Source organism: Vibrio sp. V12_P9A6T4 (assembly GCF_963874835.1).
Taxonomy (GTDB): Bacteria; Pseudomonadota; Gammaproteobacteria; order Enterobacterales; family Vibrionaceae; genus Vibrio; species Vibrio anguillarum.
On record NZ_CAWNJO010000038.1, the window covers coordinates 50,272 to 74,149 of the forward strand.

General features: G+C 45.2%; 10 protein-coding genes. 4 read left to right on the forward strand and 6 right to left on the reverse strand.

The features are described from left to right. Positions 1 to 18: 18 nt before the first annotated feature. A complete protein-coding gene (locus AACQ42_RS04375) occupies positions 19 to 1,755 on the reverse strand; it encodes a methyl-accepting chemotaxis protein (protein WP_029189686.1) in 1,737 nt (578 codons plus the stop codon). Positions 1,756 to 1,894: 139 nt separating this feature from the next. Further along, the gene (locus AACQ42_RS04380) at positions 1,895 to 5,863 is read right to left on the reverse strand and encodes a hybrid sensor histidine kinase/response regulator (RefSeq protein WP_094165638.1); all 3,969 of its coding nucleotides are present in this window, start codon (positions 5,861 to 5,863) and stop codon (positions 1,895 to 1,897) included. A gap of 123 nt (positions 5,864 to 5,986) precedes the next feature. Between AACQ42_RS04380 and AACQ42_RS04385 the strand changes: the two genes are divergently transcribed. From AACQ42_RS04385 to AACQ42_RS04395, 3 genes are all read left to right on the forward strand, one after another. Further along, a complete protein-coding gene (locus AACQ42_RS04385) occupies positions 5,987 to 7,081 on the forward strand; it encodes a response regulator (RefSeq protein WP_013868403.1) in 1,095 nt (364 codons plus the stop codon). A gap of 42 nt (positions 7,082 to 7,123) precedes the next feature. Then, complete coding sequence (locus AACQ42_RS04390; RefSeq protein WP_047688721.1) at positions 7,124 to 7,573, forward strand: GNAT family N-acetyltransferase; 450 nt, start codon at positions 7,124 to 7,126, stop codon at positions 7,571 to 7,573. A gap of 280 nt (positions 7,574 to 7,853) precedes the next feature. Continuing rightward, positions 7,854 to 9,182, forward strand: coding sequence for an anaerobic C4-dicarboxylate transporter (locus tag AACQ42_RS04395; RefSeq protein ID WP_013868401.1), 1,329 nt, complete (start codon positions 7,854 to 7,856; stop codon positions 9,180 to 9,182). Positions 9,183 to 9,308: 126 nt separating this feature from the next. Here the strand turns inward: AACQ42_RS04395 and AACQ42_RS04400 are convergent, their stop codons facing one another. Next, a complete protein-coding gene (locus tag AACQ42_RS04400; protein ID WP_094165639.1) occupies positions 9,309 to 18,743 on the reverse strand; it encodes a retention module-containing protein in 9,435 nt (3,144 codons plus the stop codon). Positions 18,744 to 19,118: 375 nt separating this feature from the next. Here AACQ42_RS04400 and AACQ42_RS04405 point away from each other — a divergent pair, with 375 nt between their 5' ends. Beyond that, positions 19,119 to 20,705: an EAL domain-containing protein gene (locus tag AACQ42_RS04405; protein WP_094165640.1), complete on the forward strand. Its 1,587-nt coding sequence runs from the start codon at positions 19,119 to 19,121 to the stop codon at positions 20,703 to 20,705. Positions 20,706 to 20,739: 34 nt separating this feature from the next. On the opposite strand, the gene AACQ42_RS04410 is transcribed toward AACQ42_RS04405, so the two are convergent. Genes AACQ42_RS04410 through AACQ42_RS04420 form a run of 3 tightly spaced genes read right to left on the reverse strand, consistent with a single transcriptional unit; the run spans position 20,740 to position 23,878 of the window. Continuing rightward, positions 20,740 to 21,528, reverse strand: a complete 789-nt coding sequence (locus AACQ42_RS04410; RefSeq protein ID WP_017042183.1) for a LytR/AlgR family response regulator transcription factor — start codon at positions 21,526 to 21,528, stop codon at positions 20,740 to 20,742. Beyond that, a complete protein-coding gene (locus AACQ42_RS04415) occupies positions 21,525 to 22,577 on the reverse strand; it encodes a sensor histidine kinase (protein WP_094165641.1) in 1,053 nt (350 codons plus the stop codon). The genes AACQ42_RS04410 and AACQ42_RS04415 overlap by 4 nt, the downstream gene beginning before the upstream one ends. Beyond that, positions 22,577 to 23,878, reverse strand: a complete 1,302-nt coding sequence (locus AACQ42_RS04420) for a hypothetical protein (RefSeq protein ID WP_094165642.1) — start codon at positions 23,876 to 23,878, stop codon at positions 22,577 to 22,579. Before AACQ42_RS04420 ends, AACQ42_RS04415 begins: the two co-directional genes overlap by 1 nt.

Below are 23,878 nucleotides of genomic sequence, written 5' to 3' on the forward strand. Positions count from 1 at the left end.
AAGGAGAGGATATTAAATTTAAGTGCGGATGTGCTTAATCGCGCTATTTAACTCATCGACATTACGTTGCAAATCAACAACGACAGGCCCGAGTTGATTGATGGCAACGTTCATATCACCCGAAAGGGCTTTAATGTTACTAAGATTGCTGGAAATTTCGTCGCTCACAGCCAATTGCTCTTCTGTCGCAGCCGATATCGACGTATTCAATTTATGGATCTCAATCGCCGATCCTTGGATGGTACCAAGCGCTTCGTTCGCCACCGACATATTAGAGCGCGTTGACTGCATTTTATCAGCACTCACCCGGATCGTTTTGGTCGATTGTTCTGCTTTCTCTTGCAGCATCGAAATCATGCTTTCGATCTCACCCGTCGATTGTTGAGTTCGTTGGGCAAGTGAGCGTACTTCATCCGCTACCACCGCAAAACCGCGACCTTGCTCACCCGCACGAGCAGCCTCTATCGCCGCGTTCAACGCCAGTAGGTTGGTTTGTTCAGCAATCGCTTTAATCACATCAAGCACATTACCAACGTTATTAGACTCATTCGCAAGTTGCTGGATGATCTCGGATGTTTTGGTAAATTCACCCTCTAATTCACCGAATTCATGGGTCGTTTTATCAAAGACCTGTTTACTGGTACTGGCTTCTTTTTCCGCGCTGCCCGCATACTCTTCTGCCATGGTGGTGCTTTCCGCCACGCTAGAGAGCGCCGATGTCATCTCTTCCATCGCCGTCGCCGCCATTTCAAGTTCTTGATTTTGCTGATTCGCCACTTTGACGTTTTGTTTGGTGACATCGCTTATCGTTTCAGAGATGGCCGAAATGGTGTGGTTTACCTGGTTTATTTTGCTAATGGTTGTGGCATAACTACCAAGCACCTTATTAATGGTGCCGCCGATTATACCCAGTTCGTTGTGACTGTTATCGTCAACTCGCAAAGTCAAATCAGAATTTTTGTCTACTTGTTGTAGCAATTTAGCCATGGTATCAATCGGCTTCACTACTTTTCGGTTAACAATGGCATACCCAATAATGGCAATAACAAAAACGCTAATTAAGGAGATATTACCAATCAATACCGTACTTTTTACTTTCTGCGCCGCATCCATGAATTGTTTATTGGTTCGATTTTCTAATTCAATAAAGAACTTATCGATCGGAGCCATAATTTTGGCTTTCTCTTGATGGTATTCATTACTGTGTAAGAGAGAAATCGCCATATTACGGTCTGGCTCTTTTCTAACGGTGTAGTTGCCATTGCTATCAGGGTAAAGCCCCTTAACAGCATTCATCGCTTTGACTTCCATGTTCACTAAGCCATCTGAATTAGCTTGAGCTTCTTTGAGCAAACTAAACTCTTGCGGAGTAAAACCAAGATCCGTCATCATTTGGTTGAGAGAGATATTCTTACCGTCTGCTTTAGGTTTTTGTCCATATTGCAACACAAGGTCCCAATATATCGTGTGATAGTTCTGCGGGCGAGGTTTCTTACCATTACGAATATCAAGAATATCCATGTACATTTTTTCATACTTTTCATCGCCACTGACCACATAAGTTCGGCCCAACCGAGTTAAATCATCAGAGCTTTGACGAAGCTCATCGGCCGCTTGGTAAGATTGATAACGAACTTGAGCCATATTATCAACTTGTTGCATTAGCCCATTGAGCTGTAATACCGTCACAACACTAATGACAATACCGATACCGATGACAGCAAACACGAGCTTCATGGTGTTGTTGATATTCATAAAAGTATCCTTCTTCATTTATCAACGAAATTATTTCTGTTTATTCATTGTTATTATTGCTCTTAGCATAGGATGAGAATGGCCAAAATGTCGAATTTTACGCCACAATTATTGCATCAATTTTAAGCACCATCATACTTCAACTTATTTTTTCAGTCGGTACTGGCAACTGAGCCAATACCTCTTTAGCCGCTTCAAAATCAAAATCTTCAATCGCATGCATCAAACTTTTCTTTTGCTCGTCAGACCATAAATTGCATTGTTTAATTTGGTGGATCATATGAATCGCATCAGCATCGTAGTTTTCAACACATTGCACTAATTGTTGGTAGAGCAACGCAATATCACGGTGCTCTTGCTGCGGATGTAATTGTGTCTGCTCCCAATCCCTTAGCTCATCCAACAAAGTAGACATCAACTTTGATACCGTGTTGAGATCTTGAATGGCGGGTTTCGTATGTCGCTGTACTACCCCTTCCATCTCGTTGGCTAGCTGCGCAATAGGCTCAATCCCTAGATTAGCCGCTGAACCTTTTAGGGTGTGCATCACTCGCTCTGCCTCTTCCCACTGCCCCTTATCAATCAATTTAGGGAATGCGGCTATTTCTTGCTGCTGGCTGGCAAGGAAGTGATCCAATATTTCAAAGTATCGCTGCGCATTGCCACCAATTCGGAAAATCGCTTGCTCCACATCAATACCGGTCAATTCTGGGTAGCCAGTACTCGGTTTCACTTGATTCGGTAATACCGTAGAGGGTACTGGCGTGGTTTCATCCGCCTTTAAATATTTGCGTAGTACGTGGTACAAGCGCTGTACATCAATTGGTTTCGCCACATGATCATTCATACCTGCATTTAAACAGTGCTCGACATCTGAAGACATCGCATTGGCGGTCATTGCAACAATCGGTAGCGTTTTCCACTCCTCATGTTGGCGGATCTCTTTCGTCGCACTGATACCATCCATAATGGGCATCTGCATATCCATCAGCACTAAATCAAAAGCTTCTTGCTGCAATTTCGTCAAAGCTTCTTGTCCATTATTAGCAAGAACAATGCTCAATTGAGTACTTTCTAACAGGCCGAAAGCCACCTCTTGGTTCACTTCGTTATCTTCTACCAAAAGTACTTTTTGCCCAATAAATGTTGGCCTTGTATCATGATCAAGATACTCATGGCTCTGCCTTAATTGCTCGATGCCGTAGCTGTCCATAATGGCATCAAGGAGATTTGATGGGTTCACAGGTTTCACAATCAAAGCATCGACTAATTTACTGTTTTCTCCCACCAAGGAGATTTCTCGGCCGTAAGCCGTGACGAGGAATCGTTTGGTGTTATCAAAAACACCCAATGGTTTCATTCTCTGCAGCAACTCTATGCCATTCATACCCGGCATATTCCAATCAATAAACAGCATATCAAAATGCGTATTGCGAATTTCATCTAGCGCCTCAAAACCGTTACTGACTGACTTCGCTTCAAAATGCATCGCATTGAGCAACGTCATTAAAATATTGCGCGCCGAGTCATTATCATCGACTACCAACGCACGTTTGCCTGCTAGAGCGCTGAGTGGCTTAGCGATATCGCGCATTTTGGCTTCTTGCAGCCCACACTCAACCGTGAATTCAAAGGTGGATCCTGACCCTTCTTCACTGCGAACTTGAATGTCGCCACCCATCAATCCGACTAGCTGTTTACTGATGCTAAGCCCCAAGCCCGTTCCTCCATATTGGCGAGTAATGCTATTATCAGCTTGAGAAAATGCAGAGAATAGAGTGGCTACGTTAGATTCAGCAATGCCAATACCTGTATCAGAAACGGTAAACTTCAAGGTCACGTTGGCATCGTTTTGCCCCACGACTCGCGCCGAAACGATGATCTCCCCTTGTTCGGTAAATTTCACCGCATTGCCACATAAGTTAACGAGAACTTGCCCCAAACGCAGCGGGTCGCCCACCAAGCCCACAGGAATATGTGGGTCGATATCTAATAAAAACTCGATGTTTTTCTCTTGGGCTTTTAGCGAAATCAAGGTGGTGAGGTTATCCAATACCTCATCAAGGCTAAAATCAATGTGCTCAACATTCAGCTTGCCCGCCTCTATTTTGGAAAAATCCAAAATGTCGTTAATGATGCCAAGCAAGTTTTTCGCCGATTCATTGATCCGTGAAATGTATTTTTGTTGCGTAGGATTGAGCTCGGTGTTGAGCGCCAAATGTGCCATGCCCAAAATGGCATTCATTGGTGTACGGATCTCGTGGCTCATGTTCGCGAGGAAATCGCCTTTGGCTTGGCTCATGGCATCCGCGGTCTCTTTAGCTTCTCTTAATTGCTCTTCCATCTGCTTGCGATCGGTTAAATCAAGCAAAATTCCGACAATTCCAGAAACTTCACCACGATTATTTTGGAAAGAAGCTTCGTATACCAACATCTCTCTTTTGTGGTGCGAAGCGTCATAGAGAGACAATTCGTAATCTTGCGAAGACTGCTCCTCTCCAAGCCTTTTATGTACTTGGGCAAAAATGGTCGCCGTTTCATTTTGAAAGATATCTTGCGGCGATTTACCGATAATTTGCTCGGCCGACAGGCCAACTAAATCCATAAACTTAGCGTTAATGGTGAGATACGTACCCGAGGCCGACAAGCAATACATGGGGTTCGGCGTCGCATCGAGGATCTCTTGATTCAGTTGAGATTGTTCGAGTACTTTCTGCTCGGCTCGTCGCTGAATTTCAATGTTTTGGCTCAATTGAATACTGACCGATAAGTCATCCAACATTTGCGATAACCACTGAAATTGCAAACTCGACAACGACCCGATAGTACCCAGCTCTAGTAAAGCGACAGGATGGTGATTGACGTGCAGCGGCAAATAATACACTTCGTTAATGACTAACTTGCCACCGTTAAATTCAATGTGACAGTTGCCATCGAGTGCTTTCATCGCATAGGGCTGGCCACTGAGCAACACACTGAGCTGCGTCGATGATGGATCGGTGTATTCTCTGGCCGAATGCTCACCATAACCCACCCCAGCCACTCGTTTTAATACGCCCTCTTGATAGATGTACATGCCAACCATTTCCAAAGGAAATTGATGCAGTAAGAATTGTGTAACTTCATTACACAAACGGTCCGTAGAATCGTTTTTGCGCAGGATGATATTGAAATCTTTAAGTAAAGTATTTTGGCTAAGCTGCTCAGCGATGTGATGAAACACCACATTCAAACTGTCGATAAAATGTTGTAGCTCTGCATAGGCAGTTTGAGTGATCGTAAAAGCGTAATCTTCCCGTTTGACTTGAGTCACAACCGTTTTGAGTAGCTGACTTAACGGATTGATGTAAAGACGCCACAGCAGAACAAAGGAGGCGATGATCACGCTGAGTAAGGTTAATACTAACGCCAAGTTTATCCATTCATAACGCAGCGCTTCGCTATCGGCACGTTGAATGTTTTGCTCCATGCGTTGCATGATCGATTGATGCGCAGAACCAATCGCCTGCATAATTTTCGCCTTTTCCGCGAAGTATTGCTCACCATAGAGAATAGCCCGAGCCAATTCCAGATCCGGCTCACCTGTGTCGACAAATTCGCCTTGGCTATTCTTTTTCCATCCTTTGATGGCCATGAAGGCTTCTCTTTCGAGTAACACCAGTGAATCAGACAAAGTAAGCGCATTTTTGAGCTCTAAAAACTCCACCGATTCAATGCCCGAAAGACGCATTCTATCGAGTAACGAAGGGTTGTCTGGTGTGCCACCCAGTGAGCGGGCAAGTAGTTTGTTTTGTGCAACGACATCCCAAAATTCGTACTCATTCCCTTTCGGTAAAGGCACAGAACCATTTCTGACGCTCAGCACATAATTAAAAAGGTTGAGCCACTTTTCATCGCCAGTCGAAGCGTAGGCTCGGGCAAATTTGGTTAAGTGATCTGAGCTCTGCTTCAACTCTTGTGACAGACGATAGAAACGGTAAAGTTCGTCGTTCAGTTGTCGGCTCTCAGTTCTCAGAGCGGCTACTTTGTCTGTGATACTAAACATCGCAATGGAACATAATCCCATAGCAATAAATAAGACGGTGAATAAAGTTCGGATGGATCGCATGTGAAGCGCCTTCTTAATAATTTTCTCACTCTACTAACGCTGAGATTAGCTATAGTTATTGATAAGTTTAGACTTAAACCCAACCTTCGCCGCTCAATTGCTATTTTTTATTAGGAAAGACTCATGCCCATCGAAAACTTGGACAATTGTACCGTGTTAATCGTCGATGATTCGCCAGATAACCTTGCATTTATGTCACAGGGGTTGGCTAACCGATATCATGTCAAGGCCGCTAAATCAGGCCCGATGGCGCTCAGTATCTTAGACAAGTTTTCTATTGACCTAGTGTTGCTCGATATTGTTATGCCGGAAATGTCAGGTTTTGAAGTCATACAAAAGATCATGGCAAACCCTAACACCCAAGACATCCCTGTGATTTTTCTGACCGCAAAGGATAACCCTGAAGATCAAAAACTAGGCTTTGAGTTAGGTGCGGTTGACTATGTATACAAACCCGTAAGCGTACCGTTGCTAAGAGCCAGAGTAGATACTCACCTGCAAAACAAAATTTCAAAAGACATACTGAAGAACCAAAATGGCTACTTGGAAAAAGAGGTGATCAAACGTTCAAATGAATTGGATAAAATGCAAGACGCGGTCGTGTATGCTCTCGCCAGCCTCGCTGAAACCAGAGACCCAGATACTGGTAACCATATCCTGCGAACACAACATTACGTCAAAGCGTTAGCCGAGCAACTGGCTAAGCTGCCAAAATATCAACAAAAGCTAACGCCGAATGTTATTAATACCTACTTTAAAGCCGCCCCTTTACACGATATTGGTAAAGTGGGCATCGCCGACAACATACTATTAAAACCAGGAAAACTGGACAGTGATGAGTTTGAGATCATGAAAGGCCATGCCAGCTTAGGGCTACGTGCGCTAGAAAAAGCGGAAAAGATGTCAGGCGCGAAAAATGACCTTATCGATATGGCGAAAGAGATCGCCCATGGGCACCATGAAAAATGGGATGGCTCTGGCTATCCTAACGGTTTACAAGGTGATGCTATACCACTCAGCGCACGGTTAATGGCTGTCGCTGATGTTTATGACGCTCTGATTTGCCGACGCATCTATAAGGAGCCGATGCCTCACGCCGATGCGAAAGGGATTATTTTGGACGGAAGAGGAAGCCATTTTGACCCAGAAGTCATTGATGCCTTCTTGGCAATAGAAGAGCGCTTTATTTCGATTGCCCATGAATACGCCGACGATTGATATCTTGGTAAGCAACGTATTATTAAACAAAAAGATAAACGTATGAAGGTAACCTTTCGCCCCGCAAGTGACAGCGATTATCAATTTGCTTTTGATCTAAAAAAAGTCGCAGAAATGGATGCTATTACGGCGATATTTGGCTGGGATGAAGAGTTGCAGCAAGTGCTGCATCGCCAAGAATGGCATTCTGGTCTACCAACGATCATCTGCGCTGATGGCCAACCGATTGGCACTTATTTACTGCAGAGCAAGCATGAAACGCTCTACTTCTCACGCTTTTTTATTCTGCCAGATTTTCAAAATAGAGGGGTGGGTAGCCAAGTGTTACAACTGGTCGTCAACCAAGCCAATCTGACTCAATACCCATGTAAGCTCTGTTATTTGCAAGGTAGCCCCGTCGGTGCTTTGTATCAGCGATTTGGGTTTACGCACTACCAAATGGACGATGAGTTTTCTCATATGCATTTCATTCCAACGCCCAAAGGCCAATAGCTCAGTAACCTTTGTGCTATCTTAAATTAAGGTTAGCGATCGGCAAACAGCCTACGCGGCGAGAAAATAAGCTTCATCATTAACGCCAGCCCCCCTGTAGCACAACAAAATAGTTACATTTGTTTATTCATATTCATTACTTATTGAATAAAATGCGTGAGCAATCTCTGATTAATGTCGTTTCATTTATAGGGTAAATGGTTGTGTGAACAAGGTTTCATCTTTTTTTAACGTTACGTTAGACAATATTTTCATTAACACCTTTGGATAGGAAACAGATATGTTGTATTTGGAATTTTTATTCCTGCTATTAATGCTCTATATAGGCTCACGCTACGGTGGTATTGGCCTTGGTGTGGTTTCTGGTATTGGCTTGGTCATTGAAGTTTTTGTCTTCAAAATGCCACCCACATCACCACCGATCACCGTCATGTTGATCATTCTTGCTGTTGTCACCTGTGCTTCAATACTCGAAGCGGCTGGCGGATTGAAATACATGCTGCAAGTGGCAGAACGTTTACTGCGTAAGAACCCGAAAAATGTCACTTTGATTGCACCGTTCGTCACTTACGCAATGACGTTTATGCTGGGTACTGGCCATGCGGTGTATTCCATCATGCCAATCATTGGTGATGTGGCATTGAAAAATGGGATCCGTCCTGAACGTCCAATGGCTGCGTCTTCTGTTGCTTCGCAAATCGCGATTACCGCTTCCCCAATCTCAGCGGCCGTTGTCTACTACCTTGCTCAATTGTCGAATATTCAACACGAGATCACCTTGCTCTCTATTTTGCTGGTCACTGTACCTGCGACCTTATTCGGTACGCTGTTGATGTCTTTGTACAGCTTGCGCCGCGGGAAAGAACTAGATGATGATCCTGAGTATCAAGAACGTCTGCAAGATCCAGTGTGGAAAGAGAAAATCCTAAACACAACCGCAACAACGCTGAATGAAACGTTACCCGCGGCAGCGCGTAATTCTGTGTTGATTTTCATTGGTGCGATATTAACCATAGTCGTGCTAGCGATGGTGCCAGAAACACGCACTATTGTTGAAGGCAGTAAACCGATCAGTATGGCGGTGGTTATCCAGATGATGATGCTCTGCTTTGGCGGTATCATTTTACTGGCAACCAAAACCGACCCACGAGATGTACCAAACGGTGTGGTATTCAAATCAGGTATGGTGGCGGCAATTGCCATCTTCGGTATCGCTTGGATGTCGGATACCTATTTCCAATACGCGATGCCGCAGTTTAAATCAGGCATTGTTGAGATGGTTACCGACCATCACTGGACCTTCGCGCTTGCACTATTCATTGTTTCTGTTGTGGTGAACTCACAAGCCGCAGTAGCGGTAATGATGCTACCTGTAGGCCTCGGGCTAGGTTTAGAACCTGCGCTACTGGTGGGATTAATGCCCGCACTGTACGGATACTTCTTCATTCCAAACTATCCGTCAGATATTGCAACGGTCAACTTTGATACCACAGGAACCACCAAAATCGGTAAGTACTACTTCAACCACTCGTTCATGTCCGTCGGTTTAATTGGCGTCGTGAGTGCGTGCTGTTTAGGTTATGTGCTGAGCCAAATCATCATTGGTTAACCCACTGTAAATGCCCCAGACTGATACAGCGCTGGGGTGTGTTTACTGCTAAATAAAAAAGTGCACCCAACTGAGCATGAAGCCGTTGGGTGCACTTTTTCTTTATTTAACTGCTCTTTTCTTTATTTAAACGTCATGCTTGATAATGTTGTTGTCCAATAAGAAGCCAACAATGTCAATCGACGCCATGCCATCAAAATTGAATTGGCTGGCAAGATCTTGCACCACAATGGTTTGGTGTACGTTATTGTCCGTCAGAATTTCCAATTCCACATCCGTCGTGTTGGTCATCACTTTCGCTTCTATCTGATGAGAAGTGTGTAGCGAAACGAGCAGTTGATCCATGGGCAAATGTAAATCGGCCACAACATCAGTGAGATCGATCACATCACCTTCACCAGCGTTGAAATCAGTGATAGTGTCGGTTTGCTCATCAACAGTATCGAGCGTCCATTTAAATATGTCAGCGCCACTTCCCCCGGTTAAGATGTCGGCACCAAGCCCGCCAATCAAGGTATCATTTCCGCCACCACCCACTAAGGAATCATCACCATCGCCACCTTCAAGGTGATCATGACCACTGCCTCCTAGCAACTGCGCCCCAACATTACCGGCGAGCAATTGCGCATCATCTCCGTTCGTTGATTGATCAATCGTGCTGCCGTCAGGCAATACTTCAATCGCAATATCAATTGATGCAGAAGCTGCACGGCTACCATCCGTTTCTGTTGAGATAGCCGCTACCGACAGAGTGTGTTGCCCTAAATCGAGCCCGCTAACCTGTAATCCGTCGATAGCATCAGCGGAAACAATCCACACTCCGTTTTGCTCAGTCACGCTGCCCGAGCTACTGGAAAGCGTAGCGCCACTTGGCAGACTGTCGATCTCCAATGACAACACTTCATGGCTATCCGTTAATGCCGCGATTACCCCCAGCAATGCAATACCTTGAGCGCTGATACTTTGGCTAACATACGTCTGCTTCATATAATTAAAGCTCGGATCAAGGGTTAATATCGGCGTATTGGCTTTGGGCGTCACCGCAATACTGACGGTTTCTGTCTCTTCTAACGCCATACCAGAAACATTGTCGGCATAAACACCACCATCATTGGCCTTAATTGTCAGATCAATATGGTCACTACCAATCGCGGTGGCATCAACAAAAACGCCACTGGCGGGATCGCTGCTATTAAGTAGTGCGTTGATATCCGATAACGTGCCTTGTAGGACGAGTTCTCCAGCCAAATTGGTGCTCTGCGTGACAGAACTTAACGCGGGGATCACGGCACTGAGCAAACCTTCGCTCACGCTCAAAATCACCGTCATGGGGTCGTTGGCATGTGAGCCTGCATAATCGACATCACTCACACTCAAGCCGGTAACTTTTTGCCCCGCCTCTTCATCAATCGTTGTGGTGACCGTAGCACTATCAATGGTGGGCGCATCATTGACCGCCTGAACATCAACTGAAACAGTAAACTCACGCGCAGGCCCCAAATGTTCAGTACCGTCCAGCCCTGTATCGACCGACTGCACTTTAATCGTCAGATCTCCCGCCCAAGTGTCCTTATGCCAATCACCAGAATTAAAAATCAGTTTATCTAAGCTTTGCGCATCGGCATTCAACAGCCATACTCCACCACCGATGTAAGTCCCCAGCGTGCCATCAGGCAATGCAATACTTGCTCCATCTGGCACCCCGGAAACTTCAATTCTCAACGTTTCTGGTGAGTTTTCACTATGGTTCGTACCAGCTGCAATGGAATCGGCTTTATCGATAATTTGCGCGTTGATATCAATTTCAATGTCAACGCCTTCATCGCCAGCGCCGTTAGTCACTGGTTCAACATCCACCACATCCCCAACGGGCGTAATATCTAATCTAAAGCTGCCGTTATGCTCTACTGGCACACCAAGCAAGGATTCTTCGGTGAAGACCTTGATGCCGATTTCCACTTCGCCACTAAAGTTCTTCGCAGGTTTCATCGCAATATCGGATAAATTGATCGAGGTTTGTGCTGGGTTGTTAATCTGAATGCTCCACTCACCACCACCATTATTTTTCACGGTATAGTCAGAAGAGAGAGAACTCACGACAAAATCCGTCGGTACCCCAGTAAGCTTGATCGACACAAATACCTCAGAGCCATCTGTATCGGTCAGATCAACGGTAAATTCGGAACCCGGTTTAGAAAGGACAATCCACTCATCTTCCAGACCGCTCACTTCAATATTGCTGCTACCACCACTGGAAATAATGACGTCGTCTACCACTGGCGTCACATCAAAACTTACTTGTGTGGTAAATGGTTTATCAGCATCAGTATTAGCCACACCCAACGCATTGGCATTGGTATCATCAAATTGCGTGATATCAGTCACTTTCCCCGCCACGGTAATGTTGACGGTATTATCATCATCGCCAGTCGGATAATTGGGTGCGGGTTTGAAATAAACATTGTCTAATGCCGCAGGTAGCTGAGGCTGACTAAAAGTGATACTGGTACCGAGATCATTGCCTTGCGCATCAACAAAGGTTCCGATATTGGTTCCTTGTAGGGTTAAGGTGACTTCGCTCAGCACCTCTTGTCCTTCCGTAGCGCTATTGCGAATATCAGCAAGGTCAATGTCGAGCGAAAGATGAATAATACCATCTTCATACCCGGTGCCGTCATTGGTCGGAACGTCGGACGAGCTTGAAGTCGGCTGATGATTTGCATCTAACCCAAGCGAACCTTCCACAGTCAATGTCGCTTTAGGGGTAATGTCATCATCTTGCGGTTGATGCGTTCCGGGAACATCAGCTACCGGAGAAACTGCCACTGGGATTTGCGTACTGAAGGTTTTTTCATCACCAGAAGCCGTGTCTGTCGTTACAAAAGTGATCGGCAAATTAAAGTCGCCCGCGTAATCTTCAGGCAGATGCAGTTGCAGATTTTCTAACCCTGAAATCGAGCCATCGGTATTCACGGTACCTTTGTACACATATAAGCCATCAACGAAATCAAAATGACCACCAGATAAACTTGCGCCAACTGGCAGCACACTTTGCGCGATGACAATACTGAGCTCATCTTCTACACCATCAAAACCTGAAGCGCTCACCATCAATTTATCTTGAATTTGCTGACCTAAGTTAATGGCGTTATCTTCGACGCCTAATACAATATCATCCGCATTGCCAACTAAAGTAATGTCAGCCGCTACCGTGTTGTTGCCCGTAGCAGTGAGCGGAAATTGTAAGGTGAGCTCTGATTGCACTTGTTGAACCACTTTGGCTTCAGAGCTATCTTCCCCTTGGTCATACACTTGGGCAAAAATGGTCACAGTGATGTCGTTATAACCATCACCATCAGGATCGTTACCACTACTCAATGTCAGGCCATTCGGCGCTTTTACACTGAAATTCTGCTCATCAACAATGGTCCATGAACCATCCCCATTATTAATTGCACCAGTAATCAGTAGTTGATCAAGTACCTGTGGCGTAATATTGCTAAAACGCACCACCAGTTGGTCGACCACTTCTAATGATTGGTAACCTTCTGTCGATTGAGTGTCTGCATTATCAAAGCGTATAACGTTCGCATTAGGCTCGCCGCCGGCCGCATCATTAATAGTAAAATAGATCGCACCAGAGGCATCTGCGACAGCTTTATTTGTAACTACGCCGTTTTCTTCAACACGCAGTTGTCCATCAGCTTCAACTATCGGCCTTACCGTGATATCAACAGAGCCGTGAATGACTTTCGAAGCAATACCTTCTCCAGAATTGATTGCATCGACGTATTCGTTGTCTTGCTCTTTAACCACAATCTCAGTGCTCAAGGTAAAATCAGTACTGGAGTGCTCTGGTGGCCGAACTTGAACGTAACCAGTTGTCAGCACTTGCGCTGAGAAATCTTGCTCGCTCTGTCCCAGTGCGGGGGTCAAAATGAGCTTGCCGTCACTGTCTAAGGCCGTGACAACACCATCGACGTAAATAGTACTACCAGCTGGGAAGCCAGAAAGTGTAACAGAGGCAAAATATTCATCAGCATCAAGATGTTGTTCCTCTTCTGGCTGCCAATGAATATTAATGCGGCTGTCCTCGTTACCAAGCGAGTGTGATTGATAGTTGTCAACAACATCAATCACTGGTGACACCTTAATGCGAATTTCCGACTCAATTTGACGCGTATGTCCATCATTTTCAGTAACGATGGTGGTCATTTTGATGTTGATGTTTTCGGTCGATGAATGAGATGGCTCAACTCGAATACCTGAATCAACCTGCGCTGAAGTTAGATTCGCCTGATAAATAGGTTGTTGCGCAGTATCGTAACCAACAAATACCAAGTTAATCACGCTACCAACACTGTCATACAATTTGACACCATCTGGAATGTTCGACAGCAAAACGGTGATCGACTCAGAGCTGTCAGTTGGATTATCCGCAAGCTCACCGGATAACACACTAAAGCCAAAGCCAACGGATTGATTTTCATCAATCGTCGTTTCAATCACTTGCAGACCATTTTCACTAAATTCATTCCAAGTGTTAGTACTGTTTGAGTGAAAATCAATGGTTGGAATATCTGCTACGCCCTTAACTGAAACATTAACCGTCTTAACACCTAGCGAGATTTCATCTGTCACCGCACCCGTAGAAAGAGTAACGCTATCTTTAATGATGCCTTCAACAGAGAAGGTAAAATCAGCGTTGCTATGCAATGGGGGTAGCACTTCAACTTGGTCAAGATATTGTTCAGGAACTTCATAATAAGTATGACCATTGGCATCGGTTATTTGTGATATTTCGCTGGCTCCTGCTCCCAACCAAATCAATGTAACACCTGTTTCTGAAAAATCAGAGAGACGCACATAGAGTGTTTCTGAACCATCAGAATCAACGGATCCCGCCATCGTAATGACTTCACTTAATAACAAGGGATCGTGATCTGTGGTGGGGTCAACGGTATTTTGCGTAGCGGCATTATCTTCAAAAACATTGATTCGATTGACAGAGAAGCTACCCATATCGGCAACAGGGCTAACATCTATCACGATTTCTTTCGTTTCTGATCGGGCGCTCTCTTTACCAACGTGAGCGTTAGTTTGCTCTGTCGTGATCGCTGTAATATCAAGTTTGATCTGACCACTGAAATTATCATTAGGGTCAACTTGTACTTGGTTAATGTGACTCGCGCTAACAAGATAATAGTGACCTGAAGCATCCGAGCTCATTCCAACCGGCGTACCATCGGCATAAACTAGCTGCGCCTCACCTTCACCTTGAGTAAAGCGGATCTCATACAGGATTATTTCGGGGGTACTGTTATCTTGTGTCTGTGCTAAAACATCGAGAGTAATATTGTCACTATCTTCTACTGCATCATAATGAAATTGGCTGCTTGAGGTCCAAGTCGCAATATCGGCCACACTTTCCACCTCAATGCGCAATTTCCCGTTCACATTATGATCGTGCAGGCCATTATTCAAAACTTGTACAGCGATATTAAGTTGGAAGCCACCGTTAGCGCTGGCATAGTGACGGTCAGGCACAAAATATAAGTTTTCAACCTTCGCCACGCTGCCCGTTAGACTTTGCTCAACCGCATCAGCCGGTAGTACAAAGCGTCCACTGACGACCTCTAGTTTGACATAGACACCAGAGTCGTTGAGATAATAAAAATCACCATGAGCATTACTGGCCGTGATTTTCACTTCGCCAAGCGATTCGTTTCGATCTAAATCGTGCAGGTTGACTCGCAAATCCACTTTAAGCGGTGAAGTATCTAAACCCGACTGGTTATCTTGGCTATTAGTGATTTGATTGGGGTCGTTAAACAAAATAGTGACGCCATCGCGTCCAGCATCTTCAGCCCCAATAACATTAGCAACTGTGATAGTGGCATTTCTATCAAGAATATTGATGTTCAACTGTTCGGTTGAGGCATCGCCATCAAAATCTTGCGCAGTGACATCGACAGTAAATGAAATGGTCGGATCATCACCATGTTCAAGGCTAGCAACTGGTTTAAATGTCGCGTTACCGTTAGGCGTAATCGTCAGTGTGCCTAAGTCTCGCTCAACACCATTTTTTATTTCGATAACTGTGACCGTTTTTGTGATGCCGTTAAGTTCAATTTCATTCGCTAAGCTTGCGCCATTGCCATCCCTAAATTGAATATCACGACCCACTTCATCAACGGCCACAAATTTAGTGATCGCACCATGATCTGCACCTTGAGTATCCGGCGAGGTATTGTTGTCTTGGCTAAATAAATTGACTGTTTTTATCGCCGTATTTTCAACACTAGTGATGCTTTTATCATGCAAAGTTGGAATATCATCAACAATCGATATTGGCAAACTCGCTGACGCTGAAACATCGCCATCTCTATCAGTTGCGGTAATCGGAAGATCTAAAATATAACTATTTTCACCATTACCCGTCGGGTGGTCGATGGCTTTAAGCAGTTCAAATTGGTAACTATCGGCCGAGCCATTTAGCGTGAGACGAAAAACCACGTCCGTCGTATTCTTAATCACCGCTTCATAAACAGTGACACCATTATTGCTTGAAATTTGGATGATCTCTATCTCTTGACCACCAGACGTTAAATTCTCGACAGGCGTGGTGAGATCAGACACTTGATAACTGACAATACCATCGGCCCCGTCAATCACATCAAAGTGCCCAGCAATAACGGTGCTGTCTGAACGATCAGAACCGATCGTGGCTAAGTCATCTTCATCAACGCTCTGTTCGCTACCGACGCGAATACCGACAATCGTTGGCTTGTCATCAACAATAGTGACAGGCAGTAGAATATCGGAGGCATCGCCATCATAGTCCGTCGCCACCACGTTGAAATTCACCAGTCGCTCATCGCTGCCTGCGGCGTGATCAATCGGACCTTGCAAAGTAAAACGGTAACTGCCGTCCGCATTGAGCACTAAGCTAAACACCGCATTGCCACTAGGTGTGGTGCTGGCTTGGTAGTGGTAGTTACCATTGGCATCGATTGTCGCCGCGCCCAAGATCACCGCTTCGCCTTGCGAGGTTAAGCCCGCAAGCGGGTTACTGCTGGTATCCAACTGATAGCTCACTACCTTATCGGCGCTTTGAGTGGTAAACATTCCCTCAGCGAACAGCGGCTCTTTGCTACTGTCTGAGCCTGACATTAAATCGTCTTCGTCAACGCTGAGCGCTTGCACGCCGGTGATGGTTGGCTGATCATCATGGATAGTGACGGGCAGCAAAATGTTGGCGCTGTCGCCATCATAATCGGTTGTCACTACCTTGAAATTTACCAGCAGCTCATCGCTCCCCTGCGCATGGTCAATCGGACCTTGCAGGGTAAAACGATAGCTACCATCCGCATTGAGCACCAAACTAAACACTGCATTGCCGCTCGGTGCAGCGCTAGCTTGATAGTGGTAGTTGCCGTCGGCATCGATTGTCGCCGCGCCCAAACTCACCGCTTCACCTTGCGAAGTTAGGCCTGCAAACGGGTTACTGCTAGTATCCAACTGATAGCTCACCACCTTATCCGCGCTTTGAGTGGTAAAGATTCCCTCTGCAAACAGCGGCTCTTTGCTGCTGTCTGAGCCTGACGCTAAATCGTCTTCGTCAACGCTGAGCGCTTGCACACCCGCGATGATTGGCTGATCATCATGAATGGTGACAGGCAGCAGAATGTTGGCGCTGTCGCCATCATAGTCGGTTGCAACCACCTTGAAATTCACCAGTAGCTCATCGTTCCCCTGCGCATGGTCAATTGGCCCTTGTAGGGTAAAACGATAACTGCCATCTGCGTTAAGCACTAAGCTAAATACCGTCTGACCGCTTGGGGTAGTACTTGCTTGATAGAGGTAGTTACCGTTAGCGTCAACTGTCGCCGCGCCCAATACCACACTTTCACCTTGCGAGGTTAACCCAGCGATGGGGTTGATGCTGGTATCAAGCTGATAACTCACTACCGTATCGGCCCCTTGGGTGGTGGTGAAATAGCCTTCGGCGAACAACGGCTCTTTGCTGCTGTCTGAGCCTGACGCTAAATCGTCTTCGTCAACGCTGAGCGCATCCACACCAATGATTTCAGGTTTATCGTCAATAATGTTGATTGGTAAACGCACACTTTCAGAGCTATCACCATCATAATCGGTTGCCAATACCGAAAGGTTGAGTAATAACTCATCACTATTGACTGGATGATCCAGCGCGCCTTGTAACGTAAACTGGTAACGACCGTCTGGGTTTAATATCAACTCAAAAATAGGCTGGCCATTGGCGCTCGCCTGATAGGTATAAACCCCGTTCAATGACGAGGAAGAGGCCAATTGCACCGCGACACCAGCCGAGGTTAACCCCGCCAACGAATTAGCACTTAAATCCAACTGATAGCTTTCAATTTGATCAGAACCCAATTGGGTATCAAACTGTCCTGAAACGGTAATCGTCTGTGAAGCACTGGCATCCGAACCGATATTCGCCAAATTATCCTCATAAACGGACGTCGACGGTTCATCGGACATAACAGGGTTATTACCATCACCAATACTGATTGCGATAGAAATCGGCGAGCGAATAGGATTTCCACCCACATCAGAACCAGTTACATCGAATTGAATCGCAATTTGATCATTAGCAAAAGAAACTAAGCCACCTCCCACAGAGGGAACATGGTCAATCGGTTGACTAATGGTCGTCACTATCTCTAAGTTGATGTCTTTACCGACAGACGTCGCCACTAAATCAATCCGTAGCACTTCACTGCCGTCAAGTTCACCGACAATATGGTTAGCCGTAGCATCATAACGAAAGCTTACTGATCGCCCAGCCGAAGTAATATCGCTATTCAGCTCTGACAATAGCGCAGCTAATGAAAGGGATTCAGGGACAAAAGAGGCGGCATCCAGTGGCAGATCTCCCGCCGCGATTAAAACATTTGCCGTCACTGATTGTGGGTACGAATTTAGTGAGAGCGAACCTTCAGCTAATGCCGCTGATAATAATTCACCCCCAGCGGTAAAACGCAACGGACTCAAATTCGTTTCAGTCAATGATTGCTGAGCATCACGCCCTGCAGTTTCGAAAAACGTACTCGCCAATACTTCTGCAAAATTGTAATCAATGGTGATGAAGCCAGCATTTGCAGAGCCTTCACCACCTGCTCCGGCGGCGGTTGCTTCAAGTATTTGGGTCGGGTCTTGGCCATCTAAAATGGCTTGTTGGATGGCAGCAATATTGTCTGCGTCAAAACTCACCTCGTCTAATAAGCTCAGATCAGCGTTGATCTCGCCTTCAATCGGAAATTGAACTAGGTCAACGGAGGTCTCAGAATCTGGTGACGCATTGCTAAAACAAGTAATACAATTCTGATCGACTACGGTAGCTTGGCCATTAAGCAGTATCGTCACCGACGAATGATTCACTGTGATTAAGATTTCATCTTTATTTAATTGATCACCCGCGCTTACTTTACGCGCATTACCTTTGGCATCTGCTGCGATAACATCACCAACCACTTCTTGTACTAACGCAGGTTGAACAACCACATGTAAATCCATAGAGCCCCCAGATACTTCTTTAGCAAATCGATTCAGAAAACGAGCAATAGACAACTGTTATTTTAGTCGCAATTGATTATGCAAATTTATATTTATGTAAATTACATCACTGAGCATAATTGTGCGTTAAAGCATCACTAGCGTCAAAACAGAGTCTGGCTAGCGAAACGCCACATAAGAAAACCTATCGGCTTGTATATTAAGAAAAATATGAAATTAGAGACGTTTAGCAAAGAGATTGGCAAGCAGATTACTGCACATCATCTCATTTTTGAGACGGTTACTTAGGTTACGTTTAGGGATTAATTACTTATAGTAATCAACATCAAAGCAATACTGATTTTTACTGGTAATAACCTATGAGCACTGTCTGTAATGCACAATAATAATGACAGTTCACCGAGCACATTTAGCATAGCAAAAGGAATACTGTCGACAAAGGTAAGCACATTCGCACCTATTTTGGGTATTTTCTTTTTTGTGTTCGCTTTGGCGATAATTAAAAACTTTTACGACACTAATCGGCTGGCAACCCGTTTCGGTGAACAAGCCATTACACAACTGGAACATCACATCAATCAAACGTCGGATGAACTGAACCAGTTAAGTAAAAACATTTCAAAGCACTGCCAAAGAGAAGACATCATTGCTCTGAGGAGCTATGTATTTCGCTCGAAAATGGTCAAAGAAGTGGGCATGTACAACGCTCACGGGACTATTTTTTGCACCAGCAATGAAGGCCATACCACCATTCATTTGTACAAACATATTCTTGACAGGCTTAAACAATCTCCAACGAATACGACCATTTCATTAACCAAATCTCGCAGTAAAGAGCAGACATTTTTTGTCTATGCTTCACAGCCAGATATGAGCGGCCTCAATGCACTGATGCCTCCAGAACAGTTTATGAACCTAGTCGCTCCTAAACTTGCCAAATGGCACTACGGCTATCAGGTCAATGTGTTAAGCCAAAGTATTCGCAGTGATCAGGAAGAGATCGATTCTGCTCATACTAGCTTTCTCTTTAAATCCGAGCATTACCCACTCTCAATTCAGATCTACTTAAATAACGGATCTTATGCTTACCATTTTCTCGATAACTTATGGCTTGCCTTGCTTACAGCAAGTATTATCTCTTTGATTTATCTTGCTTATTATAACTATCACCTCAGCCGAAATACCTTAGAAGTCTCTTTGAGAGAGGCCATATCAAACCATCAGTTGGAACTCTATTTACAACCGATCGTCGATATTACCGAGAATAGAATTGTTGGTAGCGAAGCACTACTGCGCTGGAATGAACCCTCTCAAGGCTATATTTCACCCACCATTTTTATCCCGTTGTCAGAACGTATTGGCGTGATTCATCAAATCACCTACCGTGTGTTGAAATTGGTGACAGAATGTGTGGAGCAGCACAAACATGCGTTGCACGATCAATACATCAGCATCAACATCAGCCGGTTATTGATCATTGATAATTACTTTATGGATTACATGAAACGCTACGCGACAAAACACCCAGCTATTGTTCCACGACTTCTGTTGGAGATCACCGAAGACAACCATTTCAACGTGGACGAGTTGAAGTTAGCCATGGAAAACTTACAGCGACTGAAACAGCTAGGTTTTAAAATCGCGATTGACGATTTTGGCACTGGCTACTCGGGTTTAAATTTTATCCACCAACACGACTTCCACACTCTCAAAATTGATCAAGTTTTTATTAAAAGCTTGCATCAAAATTCAGCCATTACTTCGGTGTTAGTGTCGATGATTAAACTAGCAAAGCAATTGAACATGCGGCTGATTGCTGAGGGCGTTGAGAACCAAGATCAGGTGAGAGAATTAGAGCTGTTGGGTGTACGTTACATCCAAGGTTTTTATTATTCTGAACCTATGTCTGTGGATGCTTTCTTCCAATTTACCCTGTCCGCCAAGCAGATCGCACACCGCTAATCACGCGATCAATCGAACGACGGTTTAAATTAAGTTACGACTTAAATTGAGCTTGCAGCGCACGGCTGACGGGTAACTTATCAGGACCAATCAAGACGTACATTTTACCCGTGAACTCTTTTTTCACTTTATCTATCTTGGCAACATTCACTGCCGTTGAACGGTGGATTTGCCAAAACTGATTCGGGTCAAGCTGCTGCAGCAACTCTTTCAATGAACTGCGCAGTAAGAACTCCTGCACTCCAGAATCACTCTTTACGTATATGGATAAATATTTGTCTTCGGCTTTAGCGTACAACATATCCGCCACCGAAATCAGGTGAATATCTTCACCTTTTTGAACTTTTAACCAGCTTAAAAACGACGGCGATGCCTGTTGGCTTATATGCTGTATCTGCTGTAAAAGGGTTTGCAAATCAGGTAATTGTCGCTCAGAAGAATGCTCGGCTAATCTTAGCTGCAACTTAGTACAGCACTGCACTAAACGCGCTTCAGAAAGCGGTTTCAATAAATAATCCGCCGCATTGGCTTCAAAAGCTTGAATGGCATACTCATCATAGGCGGTGATAAATACAATCAGTGGTGGCTTTGCCAAACCAGCCAATTGCCTAGCGAGCGACATACCATCCATTTCTGGCATTCGAATATCAATAAAGGCCACCTCCGGCTGATGCTGCTCAATCATGGACAATGCCACGCGTCCATTTTCGGCTTGCGCGACAATATCGAGCTCTGGCCACACTTCTCCTAATGCACGGTTTAAATGATGCCGCAATAGCGGTTCATCATCAGCAATAATAGCGGTCGCAGAGACAGTACTCATGTGGCACTTCCTTGTAGTTGGTCCAATAGTAGCCGCTTTATTCTAATCGTTGCCGTCACGCCAGCATCATGATTTTGGGCGATAATGAGACACGCATCATCAGCGAATAGGCCGCTTAAGCGCTGGCGAATATTATCCAACGCAATACCATGCCCTGCTGAAAGAGCACTCGGCTGCAATCCAATGCCACTGTCACAGACACTGACTTCAAACCACTCGTCATAAATTTCACTTTTGATGGTCACTTTCCCCCCCGCGGCTTTAGGCTCAATACCATGGCTAACAGCATTCTCAACCAAAGGTTGTAACAGCATCGGCGGCAAAGGAATGTCATCCGCTGCGCCAGGCATTGCAATCTCATAATCCAGCCGATCACCTAAACGAATTTTTTGAATACCCAAATACGCATCGACTAAATGTAACTCTTCACGTAGCGTTGTGGTGCGATTGCGGTTACTACGCAGCGAACCACGCAATAGGTCGGTTAGCTTTTCGAGCATCATTTGCGCTTTATAAGGCTCAGAGCCAATCAACACGCTGATATTGGCAAGCGTATTAAATAAGAAATGGGGTTCAATTTGACTTTGTAACTGCTGCAACTGGCTCAAAATCAAGGCTTTCTCTTGTTCAGATTGACGCCGTTTGGAGGCTTCTAGCGCTTTTTCAGCAATCAGCTTTTGTTCATGCGCGTAGAAGTAGAAAAAGCAAACGCCAGTAAAAACGAAACCGAGAAAAATCACCGGTTTCATTGCTGAAAAATGACTAAAGTGCGCGTATTTACTAAGCCATAAATAAGCGTGTAACGTACCGAAAATCATCGACCCCGTGAGCGAAAAAACGTTCACTAAGCGTGCGGACAACTGCGGTGCGAAGCGACTCAGTAAGTGAGCAATAGCCACAGCGCTGTAACCGTAGCCAAAGCTTATTGCTAAGTGCAACGTGATGTCACTGGGCCAAATGGCCTGAGTGGTAAAGGCGATCACCACACAAAACAGCGAAGTAAATAGCAAGCTTTTGGCAAGATTTCGAATCTCAACTTTCTCGCACATTAGAATTTCCCTTTCATATTTAATAGAATCATATGCTTATCTGGTAAGTTTGCATATGTAGAGTCAGCAGGCCCAGTCATAAAACGTGCGGCCAGTTCGATTTCGATAGAGGCTGTACCCGAATCGTACACTGAGTAATTGAGCCATTGGGTAACGATCACGCCGCCATCTTGCGGTGCAATCAGCACATCAAGTGTCGGCACTAAGCCTTGCAACCATTCAATACTCTGGCTCCACGGCCAATGATGCCAAGCTTGGCTATCTAACGAAGCATGCAACATCACATTATGCTGCACGAGATTCACGTGGTTATAGCCTTGTGCGTAAGACCAACCTAACGCTTGATTATGCTGATAACGAACCGAATCCGCGTTGGTCTGCGCTTGTTGCCACTGCTCTTTTCCCCAACTGCGACTGTCGAACCAATATTCTGCAATGACGCTTTGCCCATCACTTCCCGACCAGTTGAACCCTACCAGTGCCTGATAGCCTTGAGTTCGTGATTCAAGAGCCATGCGCGATTCAATCTCATGTTGTTGAGAGTAAACTGCTTGAGCCAACGCGCTGGGCTGTTGGTACGCCAAATAATGACGCTGATAGAGCGCTGACGCATGCACTTCCCATGCGTCAGTGAGCACAGTAACAAACGAGCTACCCAGCACGCCGCGTCGAACGTCATCATAGTAAGCAATCGCCTGCCATTCGGCATTGCCCATCAACTGATAACGCCTTACGCCCGCCCCTTGTTGTTCGGTCATTTGTTGTAACTCGCTGCCTTGCTGCTCTGTCCAAGAGGAATCTGTATAAAAAATCGTCCATTCACCTTGCTGATCATAATAAGAAGCAGAGAGCGTTCCGGCCCCCTCTTCTACCTGAATACCGACCGGATTGCGGCGATAAGGCTGAAAGAGATCAAGCGGACGATAACCGTAGCCCACTCCCCAATCCAAGCGCACTTTTCCTAGTGTCAGCTCAAACGGCACATCAGCCAGCACTAGGCTGCCTTGCCAAAACAGTTCTTGTAGAATGAACTCGCTGTCGGCGTGCTGCTGTGCATCGCTACTCCACAAGGCGTTTTGTTTGATAGCCACTAGACCCAACCAGCCATGCCACCTCATTTCTACATCCAATAACGCCTCAATCTGCTGCGTATCGCGCGCTTGATTACTAGGAAAAAAAAGGCTGTCGCGATGCGCCGTGGTGGATGCGCTCATTACCCAATTCCAATCAAAACTGGGGGCTTCTGCCCGCGCAGCTAAGCTCAATACGCTAGTGAAAAAAGCGAACGCAACACGCTTCAT